This window comes from Lentiprolixibacter aurantiacus (genome assembly GCF_026241225.1).
GTDB classification, from domain to species: domain Bacteria; phylum Bacteroidota; class Bacteroidia; order Flavobacteriales; family Flavobacteriaceae; genus Lentiprolixibacter; species Lentiprolixibacter aurantiacus.
This window is the reverse complement of sequence record NZ_JAPFQP010000001.1, coordinates 864944-890281: the sequence shown is the minus strand read 5'-3', so window position 1 is coordinate 890281 and position 25338 is coordinate 864944. Positions and strand designations below refer to the sequence as shown.

Genomic DNA, 25338 nt, shown 5'->3' with positions numbered 1-25338 from the left:
CGAGTTCTTCTGTTCGCTATTGTATCTGTACATCCTTTCGTTCTTTCAACAACTGTAACAGCTCTCTTGTTTTAAGGGAATCGGAGAGATTCAGGTATAGTTCTATTGAGTCCTTGTACAACAACCTTATCTTTTCATCATAAAGGTTATCTACATAGACATAAATCTTATTATTCGGCCTAAGTGAATCCCTGAAAATTCCTTTCTCTTTTTCCCAGGCAGAAAACCCATTTATACGTTCCAATTCCGGGATGCGCGGTACAAGTTCTACCTCCTGCAACTCTGCATAGGGTATCTGCTGTAAATAAAATCCCGAAAGAATTGTAATCTGGTCTGTTTCCTCTCTGATCCAGTTCTTATAATGCATGGCAAACACCATACCACAAACCAGTAGCGTTACTACAATAATGAAATTCCACAATCCCTTTCGATGTTTCTGCGCCACGACCCTATTTTTCTTTGTTGCAATATTTATCCAGCCAGGCCAGCGTATGAGCAACTTTGGTAATGAGGTTGCTTGGTTTGCTGGCAATGCCATGGCTTGCGCCCGGGATCTCTACCAAAACAGTCTCTATTTTCCGCAATTTTAATGCGTGATACAATTGCTTTGCTTCGCTGGGAGGCGTCCTGAGATCGTCCATTCCAACAAGCACCATGGTAGGTGTAGTGACATTGCCCACTAGAGACAAGGGGGAAAATTTCCAGTAGCCTTCAAAATTCTCCCAGGGTTGCCCGGGATAGCGCGAATTGGCATAGCCGAAGTAATTATCGGCAACCAGGGTCTTGCTAATCCAGTTTACGACTGGTTTGGCTACCACAGCAGCTTCAAAACGATCGTTCTTCCCAATCATCCATGCAGTCATTATACCCCCTGCACTACCCCCGGTAACAAAGAGCTGATCTTCATGGGCGATCCCTTTTGCAATGCAATAATCTACCCCATCCATCACGTCCTGGTAATCGTCCCCGGGATAGTTGTTGTATAAAAGGTTTCCGAATTCTTCACCGTAGCTCGTGCTGCCCCGGGGATTCGGGTAAAACACCACATAGCCAGCTGCTGCATAAAGTTGTATCTCTGCGGAAAACCTGTCCCCGTAATTGGAGATGGGGCCGCCATGGTTCTCAACCAGGAAAGGATATTCCTTTGCTGGATCATAATCGGGAGGATAGACCACCCATCCCTGTATTTTTCGTTGATCTACAGTAGAAGTGTACCAGATCTCTTCTACTTTACCCAGCCTGCGAAACTCGAACAAGGGCTTGTTTAGATTGGTCAATCTTCGGGGAGAAGACGCCCTAGCTTTCTGTATGGCCAGATCCGCGGGATGATCTGTCCTTCCAAGCGTATACGCCAGTATTCCGGAACTGGATACGGAAAACGACCCGCCTCCGTAGGGCCTGCCAATAGAGGTTCCCCCAACATCATCTGCCTTTTTTGTGACTTTACCATTCAGCGTAACATAACCAATTTTGGTATTTCCCTCATTATCACAAAGAAAGTAAAGGCCCTTGCCCTCCTTATCCCATACAGGACTGGCCACCGACCGGTCCAGCTGTTTGGTCAGTTCCCGGATATTGCCTCCATTGGCATCCATCAGATAGAGCTGGGTTACCTGATAAGTTTGTGTTTTATCTTCAAAGCCTATATAAGCGATGCTTTTCCCATCTGGGGATACAGCCGGATTGCGGTCAGGTCCATTCCTGCTGGTCAGGGTTTCGATGGTACCCTCATTTACAGAAACGCGGTAAATTTCACTGTTGCGGAAATCGTACTCCCAGTTTTCATTACGGTTGGCAGAGAAATATATGTACCTGCCATCAGGACTCCAGGACAGGGCGCCTCTGTGGTGATAATCTCCCGAGCTTACCTGCCTTACAGCTCCGCCCTCTGCCGGGATAACAAAAATATGGTTAAACCCGGGGTTAATATATCCCCGACCGTCAGCTTCGTGATAGACACGATCTGTAATACGCGGCGCTTCTGCCCATTTGGCCCCTCTTGGTTTTTTGGGCATTTTCACCAAAACCGGAGGTGCCTTGGGAACATTCATGGAAAAGGCCAGTTGTTTTCCGTCCGGAGACCAGGTCATGGAAGAGGGGCTTGCAGGAAGCTGTGATATACGCGCTATTTTACCGCTACCCTTCCAGTAGATATAGATTTCGGATCCCTCCCCGGTAGCACTTACAAAAGCTATCCTATTCCCGTCAGGAGACCATCTTGGGCTGGATTCATTTCCTTCCCTTGCAGTAAGCTTCTGATGTAAACTTCCATTAGTACTTCTAATCCACAAGTTGCCAACTGCACGATCTTTCATAATGTCGTATCCCATTTTGCGGTACACCACCCATTCCCCATCAGGAGAAATCTGTGGATCGGATACATACTGCAAATCAAACACATCCAAATATGAAAATTTGGGATGCGGCTGGGCTTCCTGGGCTGCCAGAAACAGGGGTAAGAGTGCAAAAAATAAGGAAATCAGATAATTGCGAAATAGAATCATTAGAGTATTGGGTTAAAAACAAACGGACAATAATAACCGTATGCCAAAAATACTACTTCTACTCATTATTCTGGCCTCCTTTGCGTCTTCCGGATTGGGGAAAAATAGTATCTTTAGGATTCCGGTGATTTGCAATCAGGCCAGATTCGAACTGCCGGCAACCTAATACCAATACAGCGAATGTTTGAACTTGAGGACTTACTAAAAGCCAAACGAAGGAAGGATCTGATCAGCGTAGCCGATCAGAAAAACATGAAAATCAGGAAAGTTTTAAGGAATGTCCGTTATGAAGAGGAACTCAAACTGCTGCAGGCAGAACTGGTGACCCTGCAACAATGGGTTACCAAAAAAAAGTTACGGGTAGCCATTCTGTTCGAAGGCAGGGATGCTGCGGGGAAAGGAGGTTCCATCAAACGATTCACTGAGCATCTCAACCCCAGGAGCATGAGGGTGGTAGCCCTTTCCAAACCTACAGAAGTAGAACAGGGACAGTGGTATTTTCGTCGCTATATCAAAGAAATGCCAAATCCCGGGGAGATCGTCTTTTTTGACCGCAGCTGGTATAACCGGGCAGTAGTAGAACCGGTGATGGGCTTTTGTACAATACCGGAATACGACCAGTTCATGGTGCAGGTTCCCGGATTTGAACACATGCTTTATGAAGACGGGGTAATCCTGATCAAATTCTGGTTTTCTATCTCCAAGGACGAACAAAAAAAGCGGTTCGATTCCCGTATGGATAACCCCTTGAAAATATGGAAATTCAGCCCTGTGGATAAAATGGGACAGGTACTCTGGGATAAATATACCCACTACAAGGAACAGATGTTTTCCAAAACCCATTCTACCTTCAGCCCCTGGATCATTGTAAAAGCGAACAACAAAAGGGTAGCCCGTTTGGAAAGCATACGATATGTACTTTCACAATTTCACTATTCACGCCATGCAGGCTCCAAAACCACCATCCTTCCGGATCCAAATGTGGTTCAGCGCTATTACAGGCATATTGAACAAATTGATATTTAATCATGGCAAGAACCAAAGTAGAAACACCCGTACTTTCTGAAGAAGAAGTTGCCTTGCTCAATTCGCCCATAGGCATGAAGTTTTTATTCGCGGAGAAAAAGATAAACCTGCAGAAGGCGCTCCGGTATACCCGGAATGAGATCAGGCTGAGGGAATTGCAGGCAGAATTGATAAAACTGCAGAACTGGGTGATCACCAAGAACAAAAAGGTTGTCGTAATCTTTGAGGGCAGGGACGCTGCAGGAAAAGGGGGAGCCATTCGCAGGATTACGGCCCATATCAACCCCAGGAATTTCAGAATAGTAGCACTTCCAAAACCTACTATTGAAGAACAGGGCCAATGGTATTTCCAGCGCTACGTAAACCAGCTGCCCAAGCCTGGTGAAATGGTATTCTTTGACCGTAGCTGGTACAACAGGGCCGTAGTGGAACCCGTTAACGGATTTTGCACCAAATCGCAATACCGCACCTTCATGGGGCAGGTCAACAGTTTTGAAAGGATGATCCTGGAATCGGACACCTACCTGCTCAAGTTGTATTTCTCCATATCCAAGGAACAGCAAGCCCTGCGTTTCAAGGAAATCAAAGCCAATCCGCTGAAACGCTGGAAAATAACCGCGGTGGATCAAAAGGCACAGGAATTATGGGATGAATACACCTCCTTTAAACTGCGGATGTTCGAGAATACCAACCTGCCACAAGCCCCATGGGTTATTATAGATGCCAACAGGAAAACAGATGCCCGGATAGAGGCACTTCAATATATCCTGGACAATATTCCTTACGAGGAAATACAGGAAGAGGAATTAGAATAGATTCAAACCGCTTTTTATCCCAGACCTACATCAAGGGCCATCATTATTATGAAACCTCCTATAAATCCCATGGTGGCGATGTCAGTAAATTTATCCTGCTGGGTCTCGGGTATAACCTCCTCCACCACAACAAAGATCATGGCACCGGCAGCAAAGGACAAAGCATAGGGTAAGATAGGCTCAAAAGTAAGCACGGCCCAGGCTCCCAGTACTCCGGCAATGGGTTCAACAAGGGCAGAAGCCTGACCGTACAACCAGCTTTTGGTCCTGCTAAGTCGCTGCCTTCGAAGCGGCATGGCAACAGCAAACCCCTCTGGAAAATTTTGCAGTCCTATCCCCAGGGCAAGGGCAACGGCACCTCCTATTGTAGCCCCTTCAAAACCAGAGGCTACTCCGCCAAAGAGAACCCCTACGGCCAGTCCCTCCGGAATATTATGCATAGTTATGGCCAGGATTAATAAGGTAGTCCTGTGCCAGGGAGTTTTAATCCCTTCGCTTTCCTTGAAATTGATGTGCAGGTGAGGCAGGATTTTGTCCAGTCCATAAAGAAATACAGCTCCCAACAGGAATCCAACCGCAGCCGGGATCACCCTTATAAATCCCTCTCCAGGACTCATTTCTATTCCTGGTGCAAGCAAACTCCAGAAGCTTGCAGCAACCATTACGCCACCTGTAAATCCAAGCATTCCATCCAAAACAGCCCGGTTCATGGTTTTGAAAAAGAAAACCAGTGCAGCGCCCAAGGCCGTCAGGAACCAGGTAAAAATTGTGGCGTAAAGGGCTGCCAGGATAGGGTCAATAGTTTCGAAATAAGCAATAACCTGATCTATCATATCAAAGCATTTTAAGGTAAAGGTTAGCGGCAATTTGATGAGAAATCTGCATCTTCCTATTGCCAATATTCACCAATAAAGAATTGTCAAAGTCTTCCCGTTCCAGGACGTGGATTGTATCTCCTAATGAAATTTTATTCCGGTCCAGATATTTAAGAAAAGAAGCGGAGGAATCCTTAACGCCTATGCAAATCCCCCGTGAATCCTCCGGGAACTGACTTAGCAATTGCTTTTCACGGGATGGGTAGTTGCCATCCTTACCGGGAATAGGATCCCCATGAGGGTCGTACTGGGGAAACCCTAGATGCTCATCCAGCAGGTCTACAAGTTTCTCGCTTTGAATATGCTCCAGTTGCTCCGCCACCTCATGTACCTCATCCCAGGAGAAATTCAGTTTCTCCACAAGAAAAACCTCCCAAAGCCTGTGTTTCCGAATAATGGACAATGCAGCTTTCTTTCCCTCCTCGGTAAGCGATACCCCCTTGTACTTGCGATAATTTACCAGGTCTTTCTCCGCAAGGCGTTTCATCATGTCCGTTACAGAAGAAGGCTTCGTCTTTATGCTGCGGGCAATTGCGTTTGTAGCCACAGATTGCTTTCCCTCACCACCTAAATGGAAAATGGCCTTTAAATAGTTCTCCTCGGAATGGCTTATCGCACTCATAATTACAAAAATACATTTTTATTTGTATAAACATATTTTTAGATTTGTCTAATTTTATTTTATGGTTTCTTAAATGCCTAATGTAAACAATATTAAAATCAGGGCCTTTTTAGGTTTTGCCTGTGCAATGTTCTACTCCAGTTTGTTGGGTCAGAATAGTATCAGGGGAACTGTTCTCAGTGCAGAAGTGCCGGTCCCATTTGCCAACATTTACCTCAAAGGGACCACATATGGAACTTCTACAAACGAAAATGGACTGTATGTGCTTGAAGATATCCCACATGGCAATTATGTTTTGCTGGTCAGCGCGGTGGGTTATGAAACCTACCGGAAACGAATTGAATTCAGTGGCAATTCAAGAAATGAGCTTTTGGACATTTCCCTTATAAATTCCGCGGAGCAACTTGATGAAACCGTAATAACCGGCACCCTTAAACCTGTTAACAGGCTGGAAAGTCCCGTACCTGTGGAAGTATATACTCCAGCTTTTTTCAAAAAAAACCCCACCCCCAGCCTGTTTGATGCATTGCAGAATGTAAACGGGGTCAGGCCTCAGATCAATTGCAATGTCTGCAATACGGGAGATATTCATATCAATGGACTGGAAGGCCCCTACACGCTGGTGATGATTGATGGGATGCCTATTGTGAGTGGCCTGGGCACTGTCTATGGGCTGACAGGTATCCCAAACTCCCTGATTGAACAGATAGAGATCGTAAAAGGGCCGGCTTCCAGCCTGTATGGAAGTGAGGCTGTTGGCGGCTTGATCAATGTCATTACCAAACACGCCCCTCTGGCACCGGAATTCTCTGCCGAAGCCTTTGTGACGGGTTGGGGAGAGTATAATCTGGATGTGGGAGCCAAGATCAGCATGGGATCCAAAACTGATCTGCTGCTGGGAGTGAATTACTTCAACTTCGATGTACCCACAGATGAAAACGGTGACAACTTTACCGATGTAACCCTTCAGGACCGCATATCCGTTTTCCAGAAATGGAATATAAAGCGAGAGCATTCCCGGATCTTTTCACTGGCTGGTCGATTTTTCTATGAAGACCGCTGGGGTGGCGAGATGCAGTGGACTCCTGATTTCCGTGGAGGTGATGTTATATACGGCGAAAGTATTTATACAAGGCGCTGGGAAATACTTGGTAAGTACCAGCTGCCCCTTAAAGAAAAATTACTGCTGTCCTTTAGCTACAATGACCATTACCAGAACTCCGTCTATGGAGATATGCCTTATCTGGCCGACCAGCGCATAGGTTTCGGACAGCTTACCTGGGATAAATCCCTGGGCAAACACGATCTGCTCTTTGGAACTGCTGTTCGCTACAACTATTACGACGACAGTACCCCGGCCACCTCAACACTGCGATCCAACGAACCCGATAAGGTCTGGATACCCAGCATTTTCCTTCAGGACGAAATAAAGATGGGTCCAAAACTATCCGTTCTTACAGGACTGCGATATGATTATGACGACCGCCACGGCAATATCTTTACACCAAGGGGAGCAGTTAAATGGAAGATTTCCGAACAGGATATTTTACGATTCAATGCTGGAACAGGATTCCGGGTGGTTAATTTGTTTACCGAGGAGCATGCAGCCCTTACCGGGGCCAGGGAGGTGGTTATTACCGAAGAATTAAACCCGGAACGCTCCTTTAACTTCAATCTCAATTACCTGAAAAAAATTTATGCCGATAACGGCTCATTCATTGGCATTGATGCCTCTGTCTTTTATACCCAGTTTTCCAATATCATCCTGCCCGATTATGATACAAACCCCAACCAGATCATCTACGATAATCTCGATGGAAGATCCATTTCACAGGGAATCAGTGCCAACCTGGACCTGGTATTCCCGAATGGGCTCAAATTTTTATTGGGCGCCACACTTCAGGACGTCAAAAACACCGAAAACGGGATTACACAACGGCAAATCCTTACGGAAAGTTATACGGGAACCTGGAATGTCTCCTATACCATTCGATCCTTAAACCTGAGCGTGGATTATACCGGGAATTTGTACGGCCCCATGCGGTTGCCTCTTTTGGGGGCACTGGACCCCAGGTCGGAATTCTCCCCTGCATGGAGCATACAGAATATTCAGTTCACTTACAATGGATTACCTGGATTTGAAATCTATGGTGGGGTAAAAAACCTGCTGGACTGGACACCCAACAGGGGTAACCCTTTCATAATTGCGAGAGCCAACGATCCGTTTGACCGGCAGGTAGTTTTTGATAACAGTGGCAATGTAGTGCCTACGGCAGATAATCCTTATGCCCTCACTTTTGATCCCTCATACGTCTACGGGCCCAATCAGGGTATCCGTGCTTTTATCGGATTGAGGTACCAGTTGAATTAAGTTCGCAAGCGGGTTCACCCCTTAATTCGTATTTTTGACGCTAAAGGCTATGCCAGATTTTGATTATATCATAGTAGGCGCCGGTGCTTCCGGATTAATGCTTGCCGATGCACTGGGGAGCGATCCTCATTTCGGTGATAAGCAAATACTGCTGCTGGACAAAGACCGGAAGCAAAGCAATGACCGGACGTGGTGTTTCTGGGAACAGGGAGCAGGGACTTTTGACAATATAGTCCACAGGACCTGGGACACCATTTATTTTGCGGGGAAAGAATACAGGGCCCGTATCCCCATTGAGCCTTACCGGTACAAAATGATCAGGGGTATTGATTTTTACGAACATTACTTTGGAAAGTTAAAGGGCTTTTCCAACCTGACATTCATAAATGCCAAAGTTCAATCTATAGAAGATCAGGGACATGAAGTAGTAGTCAGCACTAATAAAAGAACATATACCGGTAGCCAGGTATTCTCAAGTATCTTTGATGGTACCGCCTTAACTTCCCAACAACGCTATCCGGTTTTACAACAGCACTTCATAGGCTGGTTCGTTAAAACCAGAACCAACACTTTTGATCCGGGCACGGCCACCTTCATGGACTTTTCCATCCCTCAGAAGGGCAACACACGCTTTATGTATGTGCTTCCCTTTTCAGAGAAGCAAGCCCTTGTTGAATACACACTTTTTTCAGAAGAACTTTTACCCGAGGAAGAATACGAAAATGCTATCCGGAATTATTTGAAGCAAGACCTTAATTGCGAAGAATACGAGATAGAGGTTAAGGAAAAAGGGAGAATCCCCATGACTTCCTATAACTTCAAACAGCATAATTCAGCAAATCTGCTTCATATTGGAATAGCCGGGGGCTGGGCCAAAGCAAGCACAGGATATACCTTCAGGAGCAGTGCTTTAAAAGTTAAAAAACTTGTTGAGCACCTCAAAGCAGAACGGCCGCTTAAAAGCTTTGACAGAAGATCCCGTTTTTGGTTTTACGATCTTTTGTTGTTAGACATCTTGAAACGGGATAACAGCCAGGGAAGACGGATTTTTGAGTCCATATTCAAAAAAAGGAGTCCTCAACTCTTATTCAAGTTCCTTGATGAAGAAACCAATTTCTGGGAAGAACTTTTGACCATGTCCGGCAGTCCAACCCGGTTGTTCCTGGACGCCCTGAGGAGAAGGCTCTTTTAAACCTTACGATCCATCAGGTTTTCGGCAAAGGAACGGAGTAATGTTTTGTAATCCCCCGTCAGTTCCAGGTTTTCCAACACTTCAAACGTTTCTCTGGTATACCCCGCAATAGCTTCCCTGGTGGCCTCTGCAGCCCCGGTCTCCCGGTAAATCTCGAGCACAGTACTGATTTTGCCCACAGGATTCTTTGGTTTAATGGAAAACAGATGGTCCAGATCATTAGCCACTTCCGGGGAAGCCAGTTCCCTTGCCTTTAAATAGAGGTAGGTCTTTTTGTTTTCTATAATATCCCCTCCCACCTGTTTGCCAAAGGTTTCAGGGTCTCCAAAAGCATCCAGATAATCGTCCTGCAACTGAAATGCAATCCCGAGGTTTTTACCAAAGTCGTAAATAAGTTTCTGGTTTTCTTCAGAAGTCCGGGCTATAATAGCCCCCATTCGCATGGCTGCCGCTACAAGAACCGCAGTTTTATATGTGATCATCAGCATATACTCCGGGATAGTAACATCTTCTCGTGTCTCAAAGTCCATATCGTATTGCTGTCCTTCGCATACCTCCCTGGCAGTCTGGCTGAATAGCTGCATTAAAGGTTTAAAGATGTCTTCCGGATAGGTCTCAAATAGTTGGTAGGCATAAATGAGCATGGCATCACCTGAGAGGATCCCGGTATTAATATCCCACTTGTGATGCACAGTAGGTTGTCCCCGCCTCAAAGGAGCTTCATCCATAATATCGTCATGAAGCAAAGTAAAATTATGAAATACCTCAATAGCAAGCGCAGCATCCAGGGCTTCATCCTTATTTATACCAAAGGCCGAAGCAGAAATGAGGGTCAGAACAGGCCTTAACCGCTTGCCCCCCAGGTCAAGGATATAACACATGGGATCGTATAAACCCGACGGTTCAGAACTCCTGACTTTCTCCTTCAGATAGCCGTTAAAAACCTCCTGGTATGATTTAATTAAATCGGGCATTTTGAATTTTTTCCAAAAATAATGGAAAAGCTGACTTTACTGATATTACGCAACGGCTATTTCATCCCTTCTTATAGTTCAGTAATGCTTTTCTCGACATTAAATTGACTTACAAGGCCCGGGAATTCCTGTAAAAATTATCATCACATAAACATCTTGTTAAATAATTGTAAAACTCTGGAAACTTTTTATGTATTAAAAGTTTCCATTGCTATATTTGCCTCACTTATGAGAGAGCAGATACTGGAAAAAGCGACGGAATTATACCTGAACCTGGGATTCAAGAGCGTCACCATGGACGACCTGGCCCATGAAATGGGTATTTCTAAAAAAACCATCTACGCCCATTTCAAGAATAAAAATGAACTGGTAGAGGCCTGCACTCTTCATGTTTTTAATGTCATTTCTGAAGGTATTGACCAAATATGCTCCCTTCATAAAAACCCCATTGAAGAGCTTTATGAGATCAAACGTCTGGTTATGGAGCATCTCAAGGAGGAAAAGGCTTCTCCCCAGTTTCAGTTGCAGAAATATTACCCCCAGATTCACAAGACCCTGAGGGGAAAACAATTTGAAATGATGCAGAAATGCACCCTTGACAACGTAAGGGAAGGTATTGCCATGGGCATATACCGCGAAAATCTGGATCCCGACTTCATTGCAAGAATTTATTTTTCTGGTGTAACGAGTCTCAATGATCCGCGACTATTCCCGGGCAACCGGTTTTCATCTGCCCAATTGATGGATGAATACCTCGAGTACCACCTCAGGGGTATTGTCACTCCAAAAGGCAGAAAAATTTTAAATCAAATCATCAACTCAAACCACGAATAAATGCGAAACTCACTGATTACCCTTTTATTAATTATTCCGCTTATTTCCAGTTGGGCACAGGATACGCCAACACAGTTTTCATTGGAGGAAGCCATAAACTTTGCCCTGGAAAACAATTACAGCGCTATAAACGCAGACCGCGATATCCTGGATGCCCGAAAACAAAAGTGGGAGGTAATAGCCACGGGGCTGCCACAGATAGATGCTAACATCAGCTACCAAAACCAGCTGAAACAGCCGGTATCCCTGATCCCTGCAGAATTTTTCGGAGGGGAGCCTGGCACATTTCAACCGGTAGTGTTTAGTCCGCCTCAATCTGCCAATGCAACAGCAACGCTTAAGCAACAGATCTTTGACGGCTCCTATATCGTCGGCGTACAGGCTACAAGGGCCTTTCTGAGTTATAGTCAGAATAACAAAGAGAAGACAGCCCAGGAGGTTCGCAAGGCAGTGGTAGAAGCTTATGGAAATGTATTGCTGGCAAGAGAAACGGTTGCCATCGCCCAAAATAATATTGAAACCCTGGGCAAAACTCTTTACGAAACCCAAAAACTTTTTGAGAACGGATTAGGAGATGAAGAAAGTGTGGAGCAATTGCAAATAACACTCGCTTCTTTGGAGAGCAGCCTTAAAAATGCGCAGCGCCTGGAAGTGATTACCCTGCAAATGCTCAATCTTATGATGGGATTACCCATAGAGTACAACACCATACTTACTGAAAATCTGGACGACCTGACTAAAAAACAGATCAATCCGGGCTTGCTGGAATCGGAGTTTGTGATGGAAAACAATGTGGATTACAAGCTGGTCTTTAATCTGAACGAGCAGCGGTATTACGAACTGAAACTGGCCAGGAGCAGGGCGCTGCCTACCTTAAACGCCTTTGTTAATTACAGCTACTTTGCTTTCGGAGACGATTTTAATTTCCTTAAAAGCGAACAGGAATGGTTTGAAAGCTCCGTATTGGGTGTAGACCTTAAGATTCCCCTCTTCAGTTCATTAAAACGGGATGCCAGTACGCAGCGTGCTAAAATTGCATTTGAGAAGGCCAAAACCCAGTTAACCGAAACCGAGGAGAAAATCCGGCTGGCATTGGACCGTGCCCGAAGCGACTATATTTTTTCCATTGAAGAATATGAGACCAAAAAGAAGAACCTGGATTTGGCCGCACGTATCGAAAATAAAAATCAGATAAAGTACAGCGAAGGTCTGGCCAGCAGTTTTGAACTCAGACAGGCTCAAACCCAGCTTTACGCTGCACAGCAGGAATACCTGCAATCCATGGTTAACGTAATCAACAAAAAAACAGATCTAGAAACAATACTCAACAACTAAGCATAACAAGTTTAACGTGATGAAAAAAATAATTGGTTTGCTGCTCATTGGAATGACCATTACCCAGAGCTGTCAGAATAAGAGCAATGCTACTATAGAAGATATAATCGCCGCCGGAAATTTGAATGATATCAAATTAAAGCGACAGGAAATTTCCGACCAGCAAAAAATGCTCAACAGAGAGTTAGAACTACTGGACTCCGCCATAAGTTCTATAGACAATAATATGAAAGTGCCCCTGGTAACCACTATTGAAGCAGAAACCAGCCATTTTAAGCACTTCCTTGATTTACAGGGAGATGTTATGACCAGGCAAAATGTGCTGATCTATCCCGAAATGCCCGGTACACTGTTAAAAGTGTATGTAAAGGAAGGACAGCAGGTAAAAAAGGGACAACTGCTAGCTGTGATCGATGATGGAGGCATGGAAAGTCAGCTGGAACAGTTGCGGACTCAGGCGGCCCTGGCAAAGACCACCTATGAAAGGCAAAAGCGACTCTGGGATCAGAAAATTGGTTCAGAGATTCAGTTTTTACAGGCTAAAACTAATTTCGAAGCCACCCGGAATACCGTGGAACAGGCAGAGAGCCAACTGGCCAAGTCCAGGATCACTGCCCCATTCTCAGGAATCATAGATGATGTAATACAGGACGAAGGTACAGTGGTTTCTCCAGGTACAGGAGTAGCGGTATTCCGCATAGTTAACCTGTCGGATATGTACATTTCTGTTGATGTCCCGGAAAGTTACCTTGAAGGGGTTACCAAAGGAAAAGAAGTAAAGGTCTATTTTCCTGTCCTGGGAGATAGTATAACAACCAGGGTTCGTCAGACAGGGAACTTTATCAACCCTGTCAACCGATCCTTCAACGTTGAGATTCCTGTGCCTAACCAGACGGGAAATATCAAACCGAATCTGACAGCCCGGGTACAGATTAATGATTACAGCAATGCGGAAGCCATACTTATCCCCCAAAGTGTAATCTCCGAGAATGCCGAGGGTGAGCAATACGTTTACCTGGCCTCAAACACCTCTGATGATGCTTTTGCCGAAGCTACCAAAATGATTGTGAAAACCGGCAGGACACAGGGTGATCTCGTTGAAGTCCTTTCAGGGATCAGAGCCGGTGATCAAATTATCAAAGAAGGAGCTCGTACTGTTCGGGAGGGACAACAAATTCAAATAATCCAGTAGCAAAATGAGTCGTCAGAAAAAAAATATCAACAAGGAATTCAGGCTTTCCTCCTGGGCCATTGACAACCCTTCGGTTATCTATGTCATGATAGGAATCTTTTTCCTGATTGGCCTTTCTTCCTACTTCGCCATGCCTCGTGAGGATTTCCCGGAAGTTGAGGAAACCAAGATCTATGTCAGCACCATATACCCGGGCAATACCGCAGAAGATATTGAACGCCTTATAACCGACCCTCTGGAAGACCGTTTGAAAAACGTGAGTAACCTGGTAGAAATCATCTCTACTTCTGAAGAAGATTACGCCATGATCACGGTTGAGTTCGATGAGGATATCACTGTTGAAAGTGCCAAGCAAAAAGTAAAGGATCTGGTAGATGAGGAAAAAGCAGGGGAAGACTGGCCCATTTTTAACGGCGCCAAAGTTGAACCCAATGTCTTTGATCTGAATTTATCAGAATCCATGCCCATTATGAACGTTAATATTACGGGCGACTATCCGGTGGACAAATTGAAAGAATTCGGGGAATACCTGGAAGAGGAAATTGAAGACCTGCCCCAGATCAAGGAAGTAGATATTCGAGGTGCACAGGATAAGGAAGTGGAGGTTGCCGTGGACATCTATAAAATGATGGCTGCCAAAATCAGCTTCGACGATGTTCTCCAGGCTATCGGCAATGGAAATATAACCATGTCTGCCGGTAACCTTAAAACAAGCGGACAAAGGCGCACCATCCGGGTGCTGGGAGAAATTGAAAACCCTTTGGAGCTGGAGAATTTCGTGGTCAAATCGGAAAAGGGCAATGCCGTATACCTCAAAGACATCGCAACCATATCCTTTAAGGAAGAAGATAAGACCACTTACGCACGGGAGAAGGGCAATAGCGTAGTAATGCTGGATATAAAGAAACGCTCTGGTAAAAACGCTATCACGGCGGCAGAAGAAATCAAAAAGCTGGTGGATGAAGCCAGGGAAAATTATTTCCCGAAGGACCTGAAAGTTACTATTGCCAATGATACCTCCAGTCGGACTTTGAACCAGGTAGATGACCTTGTAAACAATATCATATTCGGAATCATTCTTGTGGTTACCGTCCTGATGTTCTTCCTGGGCTTCAGAAATGCACTATTTGTTGGTTTTGCCATCCCTATGTCTATGTTCATGTCATTCATGATCCTGTCGGCAATTGGATATACACTGAATACCATGATCCTGTTTGGACTGATTATGGGATTAGGTATGCTGGTAGACAACGGGGTTGTGGTAGTTGAAAATGTCTATCGCCTTATGGAGGAAGAAGGGATGAGCAGAATTGAGGCCGCCAAAAAAGGAATCGGGGAAATTGCTTTTCCCATTATCATATCAACAGCTACAACAGTGGCGGCCTTTGTTCCTTTAGGTACCTGGCCTGGCATTATGGGGGAGTTCATGATCTATTTCCCCATCACTTTATCAGTAGTACTGGGTTCTTCCCTTTTTGTGGCCATTTTTATGAACTCTATGTTGGTTTCCAGCTTTATGGAAATTGGAGAAAGGGAGCTCTCCCGCAAGCAATTAATACGCCTGAGTATTTTGCTGGGGGGTATGGGAGCCTTTATACTAATTGTCGGAGGACAGGTAAGAGGCTTGGGCACCTTGATGATTGTGCTCGCTATCACGTTCTGGGCTTACAAATACCTGCTAAAACCTTCGGCGAGAAAGTTCCAGACTAAAACCCTGACCCGTTTTGAGAATTGGTATGAAACCCGCATAAAGCATGCTCTCCGGGGAAGCAATGTATACTGGTATTTTGGAGTAACTGTAATACTGCTGCTAACTGCCTTTATTACGTTCGGGATTTCGTTGGGAAGCGGCAGGACAAAAGTGGAATTCTTCCCCGATAATACCCCTAACCAGATCTTTGTATACATTGAATATCCCCAGGGTACTGATATCGATAAAACAAACGCTATTACCAAGGACATTGAACGAAGGGTATACGCCATTGCCGATAGTGACCGATACATGGAAGGCTCGCACAACCTGTTGGTAGAATCCAGCGTTTCGCAGGTAGGAAAAGGAGCAGAGAACCCCTTTACAGAAGGTGGGTCTGCTGCTGAGATGCCACACCGTGGCAAGGTTACTCTTTCCATGCGCGAATTTAAATTCCGCAAGGGACGGGATACGGAACAACTGCGCAAGGAAATACAGGAAGGTTTGAATGGGGTATATCCTGGTCTTGCCATCTCAGTGGAAAAAGATGCAATTGAACCCCCTTCCGGATATCCTATCAATATAGAGATAGAGGGCAAGAGCTATGACACCCTTATCAATGTTGCTGAACGTATCCGGAACTTCATCAACAGCAAGAATATTGCTGGTATAGAAGAAATCAAGATAGACGTAAACAAGAGCAAGCCCAGCATGCAGGTGGTTGTGGACCGTGAAAAGGCAGGGGAGCTCGGCGTAAGTGTAGGACAGGTAGGACAGCAACTGAGAAGATCTCTGTTTGGCGATAAGGCAGGAATTTACAAGAAAGACGGGGAGGATTATGACATCAATGTTCGTTTTAATGAAGATCTGCGCTACAACACCAGTGCCCTTTTCAATCAGAGAATAATTTTCCGTGATCCGGCAACCGGGCAGATCAAGGAAGTTCCCGTTTCTGCCGTGGCTTCACAACGGAACACCTCTTCCTTCAGCGCGATAAAACACAGGGATACCAAGCGGGTGGTTACGGTTTATTCCGGATTGCAACCCGGATTTACAGATGCAGGGGCTATCGTTGCCCAGATCCAGAAGGAAATGGAAGATTTTGGCGACTTGCCAGCAGGGGTTAAGGTAGATTATACGGGGCAGATTGAAGAACAAAACAAGCAGATGAATTTCCTTGTGGGAGCCTTCTTTGCAGGTCTGGGGCTAATCATGCTGATCCTCATATTCCAGTTTGGAGGAATATCCAAACCGGCCATTATCATGACCGCAATTTTCCTGAGTTTAATTGGTGTTTTCGGAGGCCTGATGCTCACAGGATGGCCTTTTGTAATCATGATGACCATGATGGGAATCATCGCACTTGCGGGAATTGTGGTTAACAATGGTGTGGTTCTGCTGGATTATACCCAAATTCTGATCGACCGTAAAAAGGTAGCACTGGGTCTTGATGACAAAGACCTGCTATCCAACGAGGAGGTTACCGAGGCCATAGTAAAAGGCGGAAAAGCCCGTTTGCGACCTGTAATCCTGACTGCCATCACCACGGTATTAGGATTAATCCCACTGGCTATAGGACTGAACATTAACTTCTTTACCCTTTTTGCCGATTTCGACGCCAATATTTATATAGGTGGGGATAATGTGATCTTCTGGGGGCCTTTGGCCTGGACCGTTATCTTCGGGCTTATCGTAGCCACATTCCTCACATTGATCATTGTTCCCGTCCTTTTCAATATTGTATACAGGATTAAGATCCGCTTCCGCGGAGGCCATAAAAAGCCAAAAGACAAGGAGGAAGCATTCGAAATAGCTGCATAATAAAAAACCCTGGTGATAAAACCAGGGTTTTCTTCTTTATAGATACTGATCCTTATTCGTTTTCCGAAAGAGGAACAGGCAATACATCAAATATCTGATCTCCGGCCCTGTCTATCGGCAAGGTGTTGGATAGATTGTACCTTCTAAGATCGAACATCCTGTGATTTTCACACCAAAGTGAATAACGGCGTTGCCTCAGCAATTCGGTTGTCAGGCCAGCAGCATCTGTTGCTGTGGTATTGCCTAATGAAGCCGAGTTGCGGATCACGTTAAGTGCAGTGGTTGCATCACCAAGGGCATTGGTCAGGATACTGGCCTCGGCATATACAAGGATCAACTCTTCATTGCGCAACATGTCAATTGAACTGATATTGCTAGCATAAAGGCCGGTTTGATAAGCTCCGGTAAGTCCGTCCTGAGAGGTTGGGTTAGCCCGGATAATGGTTTTATCCGTAACCCTCGTATCACCGGCTTCTGCCTCATTAATAAAGGAATCATGCACAATGATCTGATCCCCGTTGTTATCCGGTATTTTAAACAACCCATTGGTCAAATCACCGGCACTAAGGCTGAACACATGCTTGGGCCCAACAGTGAGGTCCCCATTCAAATCAAAATAGGAGCCGGAAAGTGCGGTAAGTGCAGCATTTCCATCACCTGCATAAACGGCTGCAGTAGCTGCCACTGCCCTATTAAATTGCCCGAAGGTAGACGGAGTGTCAAACCCGCTAAACCCTGCCAGTGTAAAGGCAAATTCTGAGCCCGCGCCACTCAGGTCTGTCTGTGCAGCATCCAAAAGGGACCTCACAGCACTGAGGGCATCAGAAAATCCAAGAATAGGGCCTAAATTTTCCGGATCAGCAACATCTACCCTTGCCCGGTTATAGGATTTCAGAACTTCTATAAGCTCATAGGCTATAATAGTCTTGGCAAATCCCCGGTAACCCGCTTTCTGGGCATCAGTTACCGCACTCGTATTCTCTACTGATTGCAGCAGAATATTAGCATTCTTAATAGCTCGGTAGCGACCCGCCCATGGAGCGGTGGAATAAAAGGAGTTATTATCCAGGCTGCTTCCGTTAGCACCAAGCAAATCACCTGTATTCCTGGGATCCGCATCAAATAAATAAAGTTCCCTTGCCATAGTACCAGATCCTGTGGTTTGTATGGCCAGAGAATTTCTCATGGCAGATTCAACGCCCACCACCAGATTATTCAGCTGGTTTGCTGAAGCATCTGTCAAAACACCCTCTAAGCTCGGTCTGTTGGGATCTACCTGTTCATCAAAGGAACACGATGTAACCAAGGTTAAAGCCAGGGCAATGAGCAAAACCGATCCTTCTCTTATGTATGTATATAATCTTTTCATCGCGCTTTTTTTAGAAATTAACATTTAGATGAAAGTAGAATTGCTTCGTACTTGGGAATGGAGTAACCTCAATACCTGAGGACAATCCAGCCCCCCCGTTCGTTGACGTTTCCGGATCATAACTACTGTAGTCCGTAATCGTAAAGATATTCCGTCCGGATACGCCCAGTTTAACTGCAGACACAGTATCCCCGAAGAAATCCAGTGCACTTTGAGGAAGGCGATAGTAAATAGCCGCCTCTCGTAATCTCAAATACCCCGCTGGTTCAATAAACCGTTCAGCTACAAATCCGAGACCAGCTCTTTCCTGTCCTGCAGGAGTATCCAGGTCAGGGGTAGTTCCACCAAGGTCGGTAAGCAATTTGGACAGGTTGATATTATCTCCTCCCTTCTTCCATTGCAGCAGGAATGAAACATCAAACTGCTTGAAGATAGTAAAGTTGTTATTAAAAGCCATCTGGAAATCTGGCTCAACATTACCAATTTGTGTCGGAACACCGTTTACATTACCAGCAAGTTGAGTAACTGGTTTTCCTTCTTCAATGTAGAAGGTCCCCAAGCCTAACCCAAATCCTGCACCGGGCTGTGGGAATGCCGGAACATCAAGGCGTGTAATTTCGGATCGGTTAAACCAGAAGTTTAACGTTGAATTCCATACGAAATTTTCCTCGTTGAAGGCATTTACATTAAGGCCTACTTCCAGACCGTAGTTTTTCAGGTCTGCAAGATTGGTAGTTTCTGAACCGAAACCAGTAGAGGTTGGCACTACACGGTTAAGCAGGAGGTCATTAACATTCCTGTTGTAGTAAGATACTTCCAGCCCAACTTTAGTAAACAGGCCGGCGTCAAAACCAACTTCAAATTCGGAAGAAGTTTCAGGTTCAATATTGGGATCACCTTTCAATGCATTGATGGAGGATCCTCCGTTTCCACCAATGGACACCTGGTCAAGACTGGTAAAAGCCGAACCAAAGGCTCCGGATGAACCAGTTTCCCCATATGCCGCCCTCAACTTCAACCTGTCCAGGAAGGAAGAGCCTTCCCAGAAATCGAAATTATGCAAATTTATGGCCATGGAGGCTTTTGGGAAACCATAGAATTTATTGGGATCACCATTTAGGGTAGACTTATCCAGGCGATACCCCACCGTACCTATTAACTGATCTTTGTAATTACCCTCTACCTGGGCAAAATACCCGAATTCCTTCACCGTGGAAGTAGTCTGGGTAATCGATTGGGCAGATCCCTGTCCCAGGTTGGTCTGGTTGGGAATCAGCTGGGTAGCCTGGTTGAAGATCAAGTCTGCCTGCTGTTCCAGGTAGGAAATACCTCCCTGTGTGGTCAGTGCTAGATCACCGCCCATGGCGTCATGATTCCAAACCCCAATAGCCTGGTAATTGTAGTTGGTAAATATGTTTTTACCCACTCCGATGAAACCATTTTGGTTACCTCGCTGAGCCTGATGAATTTCAGGCACATAGACATAGGTCTCGTTTGCCAGATAATCAATACCTCCATTGAACAGGAGCCTAACCACATTATTACCAGAATCCAGAATATTGGCAGTAAACTTCATCCCCTGTATAAAGCGGTTGTTGGTATCCTCATTCTTGGCCAGATCCCGCACTAAAATGGGGTTACCTGATGAATTGGGGTTATCAGGATAAATACCGTTTTCATCCGGGAACAAATCAATCCAGGGACGTGTAAAAGCCAGGTTGTATCCGTAACTAAGACCTCCTTCATTTTCATTACCAGTAAAACTCCTGCTTGAAGCACTTCTTACAAAATTGGAAGAGGCAGAGAAACTGAATGTTTTTGAAATTTCGTGATCGATATTGGCGCGTACAGAAAAACGACTGAATCCGGTATTCTTAATGATTCCTTCTTCGTCACGGTAGGAAGCCCCTACAAAAAAGCGGGTCTTATCGCCTCCACCACTCGCACTGATACGAGTATCGGTAATAAAGCCGGTTTCCCCATAGATTTCGTCCTCATAATCGATAAGGCCGCCACGGGCTATAGCCTGGTTATAAAGATCGACCTCAGCGGCACCAAAAGTGTCTTCCACGCTCTGTGCAGTCCAGGGCCTTAGTCCCAGTTTCTGAATTATCGTATTAAAACCTGTATCCTGGCTAAAGCGGATATCAGTTTTTCCCTGACGTCCCCTTTTGGTGGTAATGATTACTACCCCTGCATTCGCGCGGGTTCCATAGATAGCCGCAGCAGAAGCTCCCTTTAACACCTCAATATTTTCAATATCGTTAGGATCAATGTCTGCAATACGGTTGGAGGAATTCTCCTCATTGCCCCGGTTGGCACCGGATGCAAAACGCAGTCCGGAAGGTATCTCCGCATTGTTCACGTAAACCCCGTCCACAATATAAAGCGGCTGGTTGTTCCCGTTAATTGAAGAAATACCACGCAGCCTGAGGGCAAAACCTCCACCGGGAGCACCCGAAGAAGATGTGATATTAACCCCGGTAAGCTTTCCGTAAAGTGCACCGTCCAGGGTGGTTTGTGCTGTAGTCCCCACAAGTTCCCGTGAAGAAACCGTGGAAACGGCATTGGCCAGGTTACTACGCTTAATGGTAGTACCGAGACCGGTAACCACCACTTCGTCCAGACCTGTGGCAGATTCTCCAAGGGACACGTTAAGCACAGTGGCTCCGGTTACCCGGATTTCCTGTGTCTCATATCCAAGAGAGGAAAACACCAGTGTGGCTGGGAAACTCGAAATACTAATTTCGTAATTCCCGTCAAAATCCGTTGTGGTTCCGGTATTGGTGCCTTTGATGACAACATTTACTCCGGCCACAGGACCACCATAGGTGGCATCGGTAACATTACCGCTGACAGTACCCTGTGAGAAACCGATAAGCGGAATCAGTAGGCATAGCCATAGGAATGTTTTTCCAAGTAGTTTGTGTTCCATAATAATAAGTTTGAATAAGTTATTTGAAACAAGGTAATGAACAATTCCTGTGTGTGAAACTATTTTTGAAATTTTCTTGTATGCACCACCTGTAAATATTTGAACTTCACCTGGCTAAATTTAGCACCTTCCATATTCCTCAAACAAGCTTATCTTCTTACATTTGCGGCTAAATTCGGTTGGTATTATGTACAGAAATCATACATGTGGCGAACTAAGGCAAGCCCACATCAATAAAGAGGTGTTATTATCAGGATGGGTGCACAAGCTGAGAGACAAAGGCTTTGTGGTTTGGGTTGACCTCAGGGACCGATACGGCATAACACAGCTGGTTTTTGACGAGGAACGAAGCGATATAAGCCTGCTCGAAAAAGCCAGAAAACTGGGCCGTGAGTACGTAATTCAGGTGAAAGGTAAGGTCATTGAACGGGCCTCCAAGAACCCGAAAATGCCTACCGGAGATGTGGAAGTGCTGGTATCCGAAATAACCATACTTAACAAAGCACTACTGCCCCCTTTTACTATTGAAGACCAGACAGACGGAGGGGATGACCTGCGCATGAAATACCGCTACCTGGATATTCGCCGGAATCCGGTTAAGAACAACCTGATCTTCCGAAGCAAGGTTGCCATGGAGGTTCGCAAATACCTTTCTGATCAGGGTTTTATAGAAGTAGAAACACCATACCTAATTAAATCCACTCCTGAAGGTGCCCGGGATTTTGTGGTACCCAGTAGGATGAACGAAGGCCAGTTTTACGCCCTGCCTCAGTCGCCCCAGACTTTCAAGCAGTTGCTGATGGTTGGCGGATTGGACAAATATTTCCAGATCGTGAAGTGTTTCAGGGATGAGGACCTGCGGGCCGACCGGCAGCCAGAATTTACCCAGATCGATTGCGAAATGGCCTTCGTGGAACAGGAAGACGTACTTAATGCTTTTGAAGGACTGGTACGTCATCTGCTTCAGAATATACACAACATTGAATCAGGTCCGTTCCCCCGTCTCACCTATGACGAGGCGATGCAAAGATACGGTTCGGACAAGCCGGATATTCGTTTCGGTATGGAATTCGGGGAGTTGAATGCCATTGCCCGGCACCGGGATTTCCAGGTTTTCAATTCTGCGGAATTGGTAGTGGGGATTGCAGTTCCCGGTGGGGCCGAATACTCCCGAAAGGAGATCGATGCCCTGATCAACTGGGTAAAGAGGCCCCAGGTAGGCGCCAAAGGGATGGTCTATGTTAAATGCAATGAAGACGGCAGCTTCAAATCTTCTGTAGACAAGTTCTATACCTCCGAGGACCTCGCCAAATGGGCAGAAGCCACTGGTGCAGAAGCCGGGGATCTCATTTGCATCCTCTCCGGGGAAACAGACGCAACACGTACCCAGCTGAGTGCACTTCGAATGGAACTGGCTGAACGTCTTGGCCTGCGCAAGGCAGATGAGTTTGCTCCACTTTGGGTGGTAGATTTCCCGCTGCTGGAGTTTGATCCCGAAACAGAGCGTTACCATGCCATGCACCACCCGTTCACATCTCCCAAGCCAGGACAGCTGGAATTGCTGGAAACAGATCCCGGCGCTGTACGGGCAAACGCCTACGACCTGGTTCTCAATGGAAACGAAATTGGCGGGGGCTCCATAAGGATTCACGATAAAGACATACAGGCTACCATGTTCAGGCACCTCGGATTTACCCCTGAGGAAGCACGGTCCCAATTTGGGTTCCTGATGGATGCTTTCCAATACGGTGCACCACCACATGGGGGTATCGCTTTTGGCCTGGACCGACTGGTAGCTATTCTGGGCGGACAGGAAACCATACGGGATTTTATCGCCTTCCCCAAGAACAATAGCGGAAGGGACGTGATGATCGATGCCCCATCGCCAATCGATGAAGCCCAGTTGGAAGAGCTGAATTTGAAATTAGACCTTTAGGAAGCAACGGAATCCCTTTTCCTGACGTATTTTTAATACCTTTAAATATAGGTCCCGGGGATGGCTGGCAGATACGCTGACTTAATTACCAAACTGCACAAGTGGCGGTACAGAAATGTATCCAGCAAGCGCTTCATCTATGTTATGAGCATAGCGGTTGGCCTCCTTGCCGGGCTTGCTTCTGTTACTTTAAAAAACCTGACCTATTTCATTGAGGCTTCCCTGGAGAGAGGAATCATTTTTTCTGACAACCAGCTGTATTTCATCATCCCGATTATTGGCCTTACCCTGGTTTACCTCTACGTGAAATACGTCCACAAGGAGCGAATGGATCATGCCGTTTCCTCTATTCTCTATGCCCTTTCCAGAAAAAGGGGGATCATGTCCCTGAAACAGATTTACGGCCCGCTTATAACCGCCCCGCTTACGGTTGGTTTTGGCGGATCCGTAGGATTGCTGGGGCCCGCCGTTGCAACAGGTGCTGCCATAAGCTCCAATTTCGGCAGACTGTTCCATGTTAATGCCAATAACCGCTCCCTGCTGATCGCCTGTGCCTCCGCCGGCGCCATAGCCTCCATATTCCAATCGCCCATAGCGGCCATCATATTTGCTGTAGAGATCTTTAGCCTGGACCTTACCATGCTTTCGTTGCTGCCATTGATCCTGGCGTCCATCTCCGGGATCCTGACTTCCTATTTCTTCCTGGGCGAGGAAACCCTGATCAATTTTAACATACAGGATTCATTCCAGGTTAAGGATACGCTATTTTATGTGGTCCTGGGAGTGGGTACCGCTGTGGCCTCCATCTATTTCACCAAAATGTATTTTGGCATTCTTCGTTTATTCCGGCCATTTAAAAGCCCTAAGTACAGACTGTTGATTGGGGGGATTGCCATAGGGATTATGCTGTATTTTATACCTCCGCTGTACGGGGAAGGTTTTGGTTTTATCAACGACCTGCTTCTTGGAGACCACGTCAAAGCGCTAGGGACAACCCCTTTTGATGCTTACATGGAAAATATCTGGGTAGTGATAGCCCTGCTATTCGGGATTACCATTTTCAAAGCCGTGGCAATGACCACAACCTTTGCCGCCGGAGGTGTAGGGGGTATCTTTATCCCCACTATGGTAATGGGGAGTTCCCTGGGCCATGTAGTGGCCAAGGTAATCAACAATTCAGGCCTGGGATTTTACGTTAGCGAAAGTAATTTTACGCTTATCGGTATGGCCGGATTGATTGCCGGCGTGCTGCACGCCCCCCTTACCGCCATCTTTCTGATAGCAGAGATCACAGGGGGTTACGATCTTTTTGTCCCTTTAATGATCACAGCAGCCATTTCGTACCTCATCAGCAAAAACGCCGTTGAACACAATATCTATACCCGGGAACTGGCAAAAATAGGGGCCCTTATTACGCACGACAAGGACCAGACGGTACTCAGTATGATGGAAATAGACGACGTTATTGAACGCAATTTTAAAGAAGTGCGGCAGGAGATGACACTTGGGGAGATGCTGCACGATACGGTGGCTAAATCTGCCCGGAATATTTTTCCGGTGGTAAATCATGAGAAAAACCTGATTGGGATCGTCCATCTTGATGACATACGCGCAGTGATGTTTGACAGCTCCATGTACGATAAGGTAACCGTGGGTAGTTTTATGCATACCGCGCCGGAACATATTTTCTATGAAAGCGATAGTATGAAGAAGGTAATGCAGAAATTCCAGGATAGCGGTGCCTGGAACCTGCCGGTAATTAGAGGCGGTAAATATTACGGGTTTATTTCCCGTTCCAAATTGCTTACTTCCTACCGCAGAAAGTTGATTAATTTCAGTGTCTAGCT

17 protein-coding genes are annotated in these 25338 nt (G+C 45.8%); 10 read left to right on the top strand and 7 right to left on the bottom strand.

Annotation, left to right across the window (positions count from 1 at the left end; all coding sequences use genetic code 11):
- Nucleotides 1–16: 16 nt before the first annotated feature.
- Both OO016_RS03915 and OO016_RS03910 read right to left on the bottom strand, forming a co-directional pair.
- Nucleotides 17–445: a hypothetical protein gene (locus OO016_RS03915; RefSeq protein ID WP_266011003.1), complete on the bottom strand. Its 429-nt coding sequence runs from the start codon at nt 443–445 to the stop codon at nt 17–19.
- Nucleotides 446–449: 4 nt separating this feature from the next.
- Complete coding sequence (locus OO016_RS03910) at nt 450–2504, bottom strand: S9 family peptidase (RefSeq protein ID WP_266011000.1); 2055 nt, start codon at nt 2502–2504, stop codon at nt 450–452.
- A 180-nt stretch (nt 2505–2684) separates the two neighbouring features.
- Between OO016_RS03910 and ppk2 (OO016_RS03905) the strand changes: the two genes are divergently transcribed.
- Both ppk2 (OO016_RS03905) and ppk2 (OO016_RS03900) read left to right on the top strand, forming a co-directional pair.
- The gene (gene ppk2 / locus OO016_RS03905; protein WP_266010998.1) at nt 2685–3530 is read left to right on the top strand and encodes a polyphosphate kinase 2; all 846 of its coding nucleotides are present in this window, start codon (nt 2685–2687) and stop codon (nt 3528–3530) included.
- Between the two features lie 74 nt (nt 3531–3604).
- Nucleotides 3605–4345 (top strand): polyphosphate kinase 2, encoded by a 741-nt coding sequence (gene ppk2, locus OO016_RS03900; protein WP_266011956.1) that lies wholly within the window; start codon nt 3605–3607, stop codon nt 4343–4345.
- Between the two features lie 14 nt (nt 4346–4359).
- Here the strand turns inward: ppk2 (OO016_RS03900) and OO016_RS03895 are convergent, their stop codons facing one another.
- Nucleotides 4360–5178, bottom strand: coding sequence for a ZIP family metal transporter (locus OO016_RS03895; RefSeq protein ID WP_266010996.1), 819 nt, complete (start codon nt 5176–5178; stop codon nt 4360–4362).
- A gap of 1 nt (nt 5179) precedes the next feature.
- Entirely contained in the window at nt 5180–5833 is a 654-nt protein-coding gene (locus OO016_RS03890; RefSeq protein ID WP_266011954.1) for a metal-dependent transcriptional regulator, read from the bottom strand.
- Between the two features lie 82 nt (nt 5834–5915).
- Here OO016_RS03890 and OO016_RS03885 point away from each other — a divergent pair, with 82 nt between their 5' ends.
- Both OO016_RS03885 and OO016_RS03880 read left to right on the top strand, forming a co-directional pair.
- Nucleotides 5916–8213, top strand: a complete 2298-nt coding sequence (locus tag OO016_RS03885; RefSeq protein WP_439649300.1) for a TonB-dependent receptor — start codon at nt 5916–5918, stop codon at nt 8211–8213.
- A 34-nt stretch (nt 8214–8247) separates the two neighbouring features.
- Complete coding sequence (locus OO016_RS03880) at nt 8248–9405, top strand: lycopene cyclase family protein (protein ID WP_266010994.1); 1158 nt, start codon at nt 8248–8250, stop codon at nt 9403–9405.
- Here OO016_RS03880 and OO016_RS03875 read toward each other — a convergent pair.
- The gene (locus tag OO016_RS03875; protein WP_266010992.1) at nt 9402–10379 is read right to left on the bottom strand and encodes a polyprenyl synthetase family protein; all 978 of its coding nucleotides are present in this window, start codon (nt 10377–10379) and stop codon (nt 9402–9404) included. The two genes, OO016_RS03880 and OO016_RS03875, sit on opposite strands and share 4 nt — an antisense overlap.
- A gap of 228 nt (nt 10380–10607) precedes the next feature.
- On the opposite strand from OO016_RS03875, the gene OO016_RS03870 reads away from it, so the two are divergent.
- Genes OO016_RS03870 through OO016_RS03855 form a run of 4 tightly spaced genes read left to right on the top strand, consistent with a single transcriptional unit; the run spans nt 10608 to nt 17251 of the window.
- Entirely contained in the window at nt 10608–11213 is a 606-nt protein-coding gene (locus OO016_RS03870; protein ID WP_266010990.1) for a TetR/AcrR family transcriptional regulator, read from the top strand.
- Complete coding sequence (locus tag OO016_RS03865) at nt 11214–12548, top strand: TolC family protein (RefSeq protein ID WP_266010988.1); 1335 nt, start codon at nt 11214–11216, stop codon at nt 12546–12548.
- Between the two features lie 19 nt (nt 12549–12567).
- Nucleotides 12568–13740 carry an efflux RND transporter periplasmic adaptor subunit gene (locus OO016_RS03860; protein ID WP_266010986.1) on the top strand — a complete coding sequence of 391 codons (1173 nt, stop codon included), beginning with the start codon at nt 12568–12570 and terminating at the stop codon, nt 13738–13740.
- 4 nt (nt 13741–13744) lie between these two features.
- Nucleotides 13745–17251: an efflux RND transporter permease subunit gene (locus tag OO016_RS03855; protein ID WP_266010984.1), complete on the top strand. Its 3507-nt coding sequence runs from the start codon at nt 13745–13747 to the stop codon at nt 17249–17251.
- Nucleotides 17252–17303: 52 nt separating this feature from the next.
- Here OO016_RS03855 and OO016_RS03850 read toward each other — a convergent pair whose 3' ends face one another.
- Both OO016_RS03850 and OO016_RS03845 read right to left on the bottom strand, forming a co-directional pair.
- Nucleotides 17304–18620, bottom strand: coding sequence for a RagB/SusD family nutrient uptake outer membrane protein (locus OO016_RS03850; RefSeq protein WP_266010983.1), 1317 nt, complete (start codon nt 18618–18620; stop codon nt 17304–17306).
- Between the two features lie 10 nt (nt 18621–18630).
- Nucleotides 18631–21555 carry a SusC/RagA family TonB-linked outer membrane protein gene (locus tag OO016_RS03845; RefSeq protein ID WP_266010982.1) on the bottom strand — a complete coding sequence of 975 codons (2925 nt, stop codon included), beginning with the start codon at nt 21553–21555 and terminating at the stop codon, nt 18631–18633.
- 187 nt (nt 21556–21742) lie between these two features.
- On the opposite strand from OO016_RS03845, the gene aspS reads away from it, so the two are divergent.
- Both aspS and OO016_RS03835 read left to right on the top strand, forming a co-directional pair.
- Nucleotides 21743–23491: an aspartate--tRNA ligase gene (gene aspS / locus OO016_RS03840; protein WP_266010980.1), complete on the top strand. Its 1749-nt coding sequence runs from the start codon at nt 21743–21745 to the stop codon at nt 23489–23491.
- 60 nt (nt 23492–23551) lie between these two features.
- Nucleotides 23552–25336, top strand: a complete 1785-nt coding sequence (locus OO016_RS03835) for a chloride channel protein (RefSeq protein WP_266010978.1) — start codon at nt 23552–23554, stop codon at nt 25334–25336.
- Nucleotides 25337–25338 lie beyond the last annotated feature (2 nt).

Coding starts and splice junctions, on each gene's coding strand:
- OO016_RS03910 (WP_266011000.1), bottom strand. CDS start 2,504: ATGATTCTATTTCGCAATTATCTGATTTCCTTATTTTTTGCACTCTTA.
- ppk2 (WP_266010998.1), top strand. CDS start 2,685: ATGTTTGAACTTGAGGACTTACTAAAAGCCAAACGAAGGAAGGATCTG.
- ppk2 (WP_266011956.1), top strand. CDS start 3,605: ATGAAGTTTTTATTCGCGGAGAAAAAGATAAACCTGCAGAAGGCGCTC.
- OO016_RS03895 (WP_266010996.1), bottom strand. CDS start 5,178: ATGATAGATCAGGTTATTGCTTATTTCGAAACTATTGACCCTATCCTG.
- OO016_RS03885 (WP_439649300.1), top strand. CDS start 5,916: ATGCCTAATGTAAACAATATTAAAATCAGGGCCTTTTTAGGTTTTGCC.
- OO016_RS03875 (WP_266010992.1), bottom strand. CDS start 10,379: ATGCCCGATTTAATTAAATCATACCAGGAGGTTTTTAACGGCTATCTG.
- OO016_RS03870 (WP_266010990.1), top strand. CDS start 10,608: ATGAGAGAGCAGATACTGGAAAAAGCGACGGAATTATACCTGAACCTG.
- OO016_RS03865 (WP_266010988.1), top strand. CDS start 11,214: ATGCGAAACTCACTGATTACCCTTTTATTAATTATTCCGCTTATTTCC.
- OO016_RS03860 (WP_266010986.1), top strand. CDS start 12,568: ATGAAAAAAATAATTGGTTTGCTGCTCATTGGAATGACCATTACCCAG.
- OO016_RS03855 (WP_266010984.1), top strand. CDS start 13,745: ATGAGTCGTCAGAAAAAAAATATCAACAAGGAATTCAGGCTTTCCTCC.
- OO016_RS03850 (WP_266010983.1), bottom strand. CDS start 18,620: ATGAAAAGATTATATACATACATAAGAGAAGGATCGGTTTTGCTCATT.
- OO016_RS03845 (WP_266010982.1), bottom strand. CDS start 21,555: ATGGAACACAAACTACTTGGAAAAACATTCCTATGGCTATGCCTACTG.
- aspS (WP_266010980.1), top strand. CDS start 21,743: ATGTACAGAAATCATACATGTGGCGAACTAAGGCAAGCCCACATCAAT.
- OO016_RS03835 (WP_266010978.1), top strand. CDS start 23,552: ATGGCTGGCAGATACGCTGACTTAATTACCAAACTGCACAAGTGGCGG.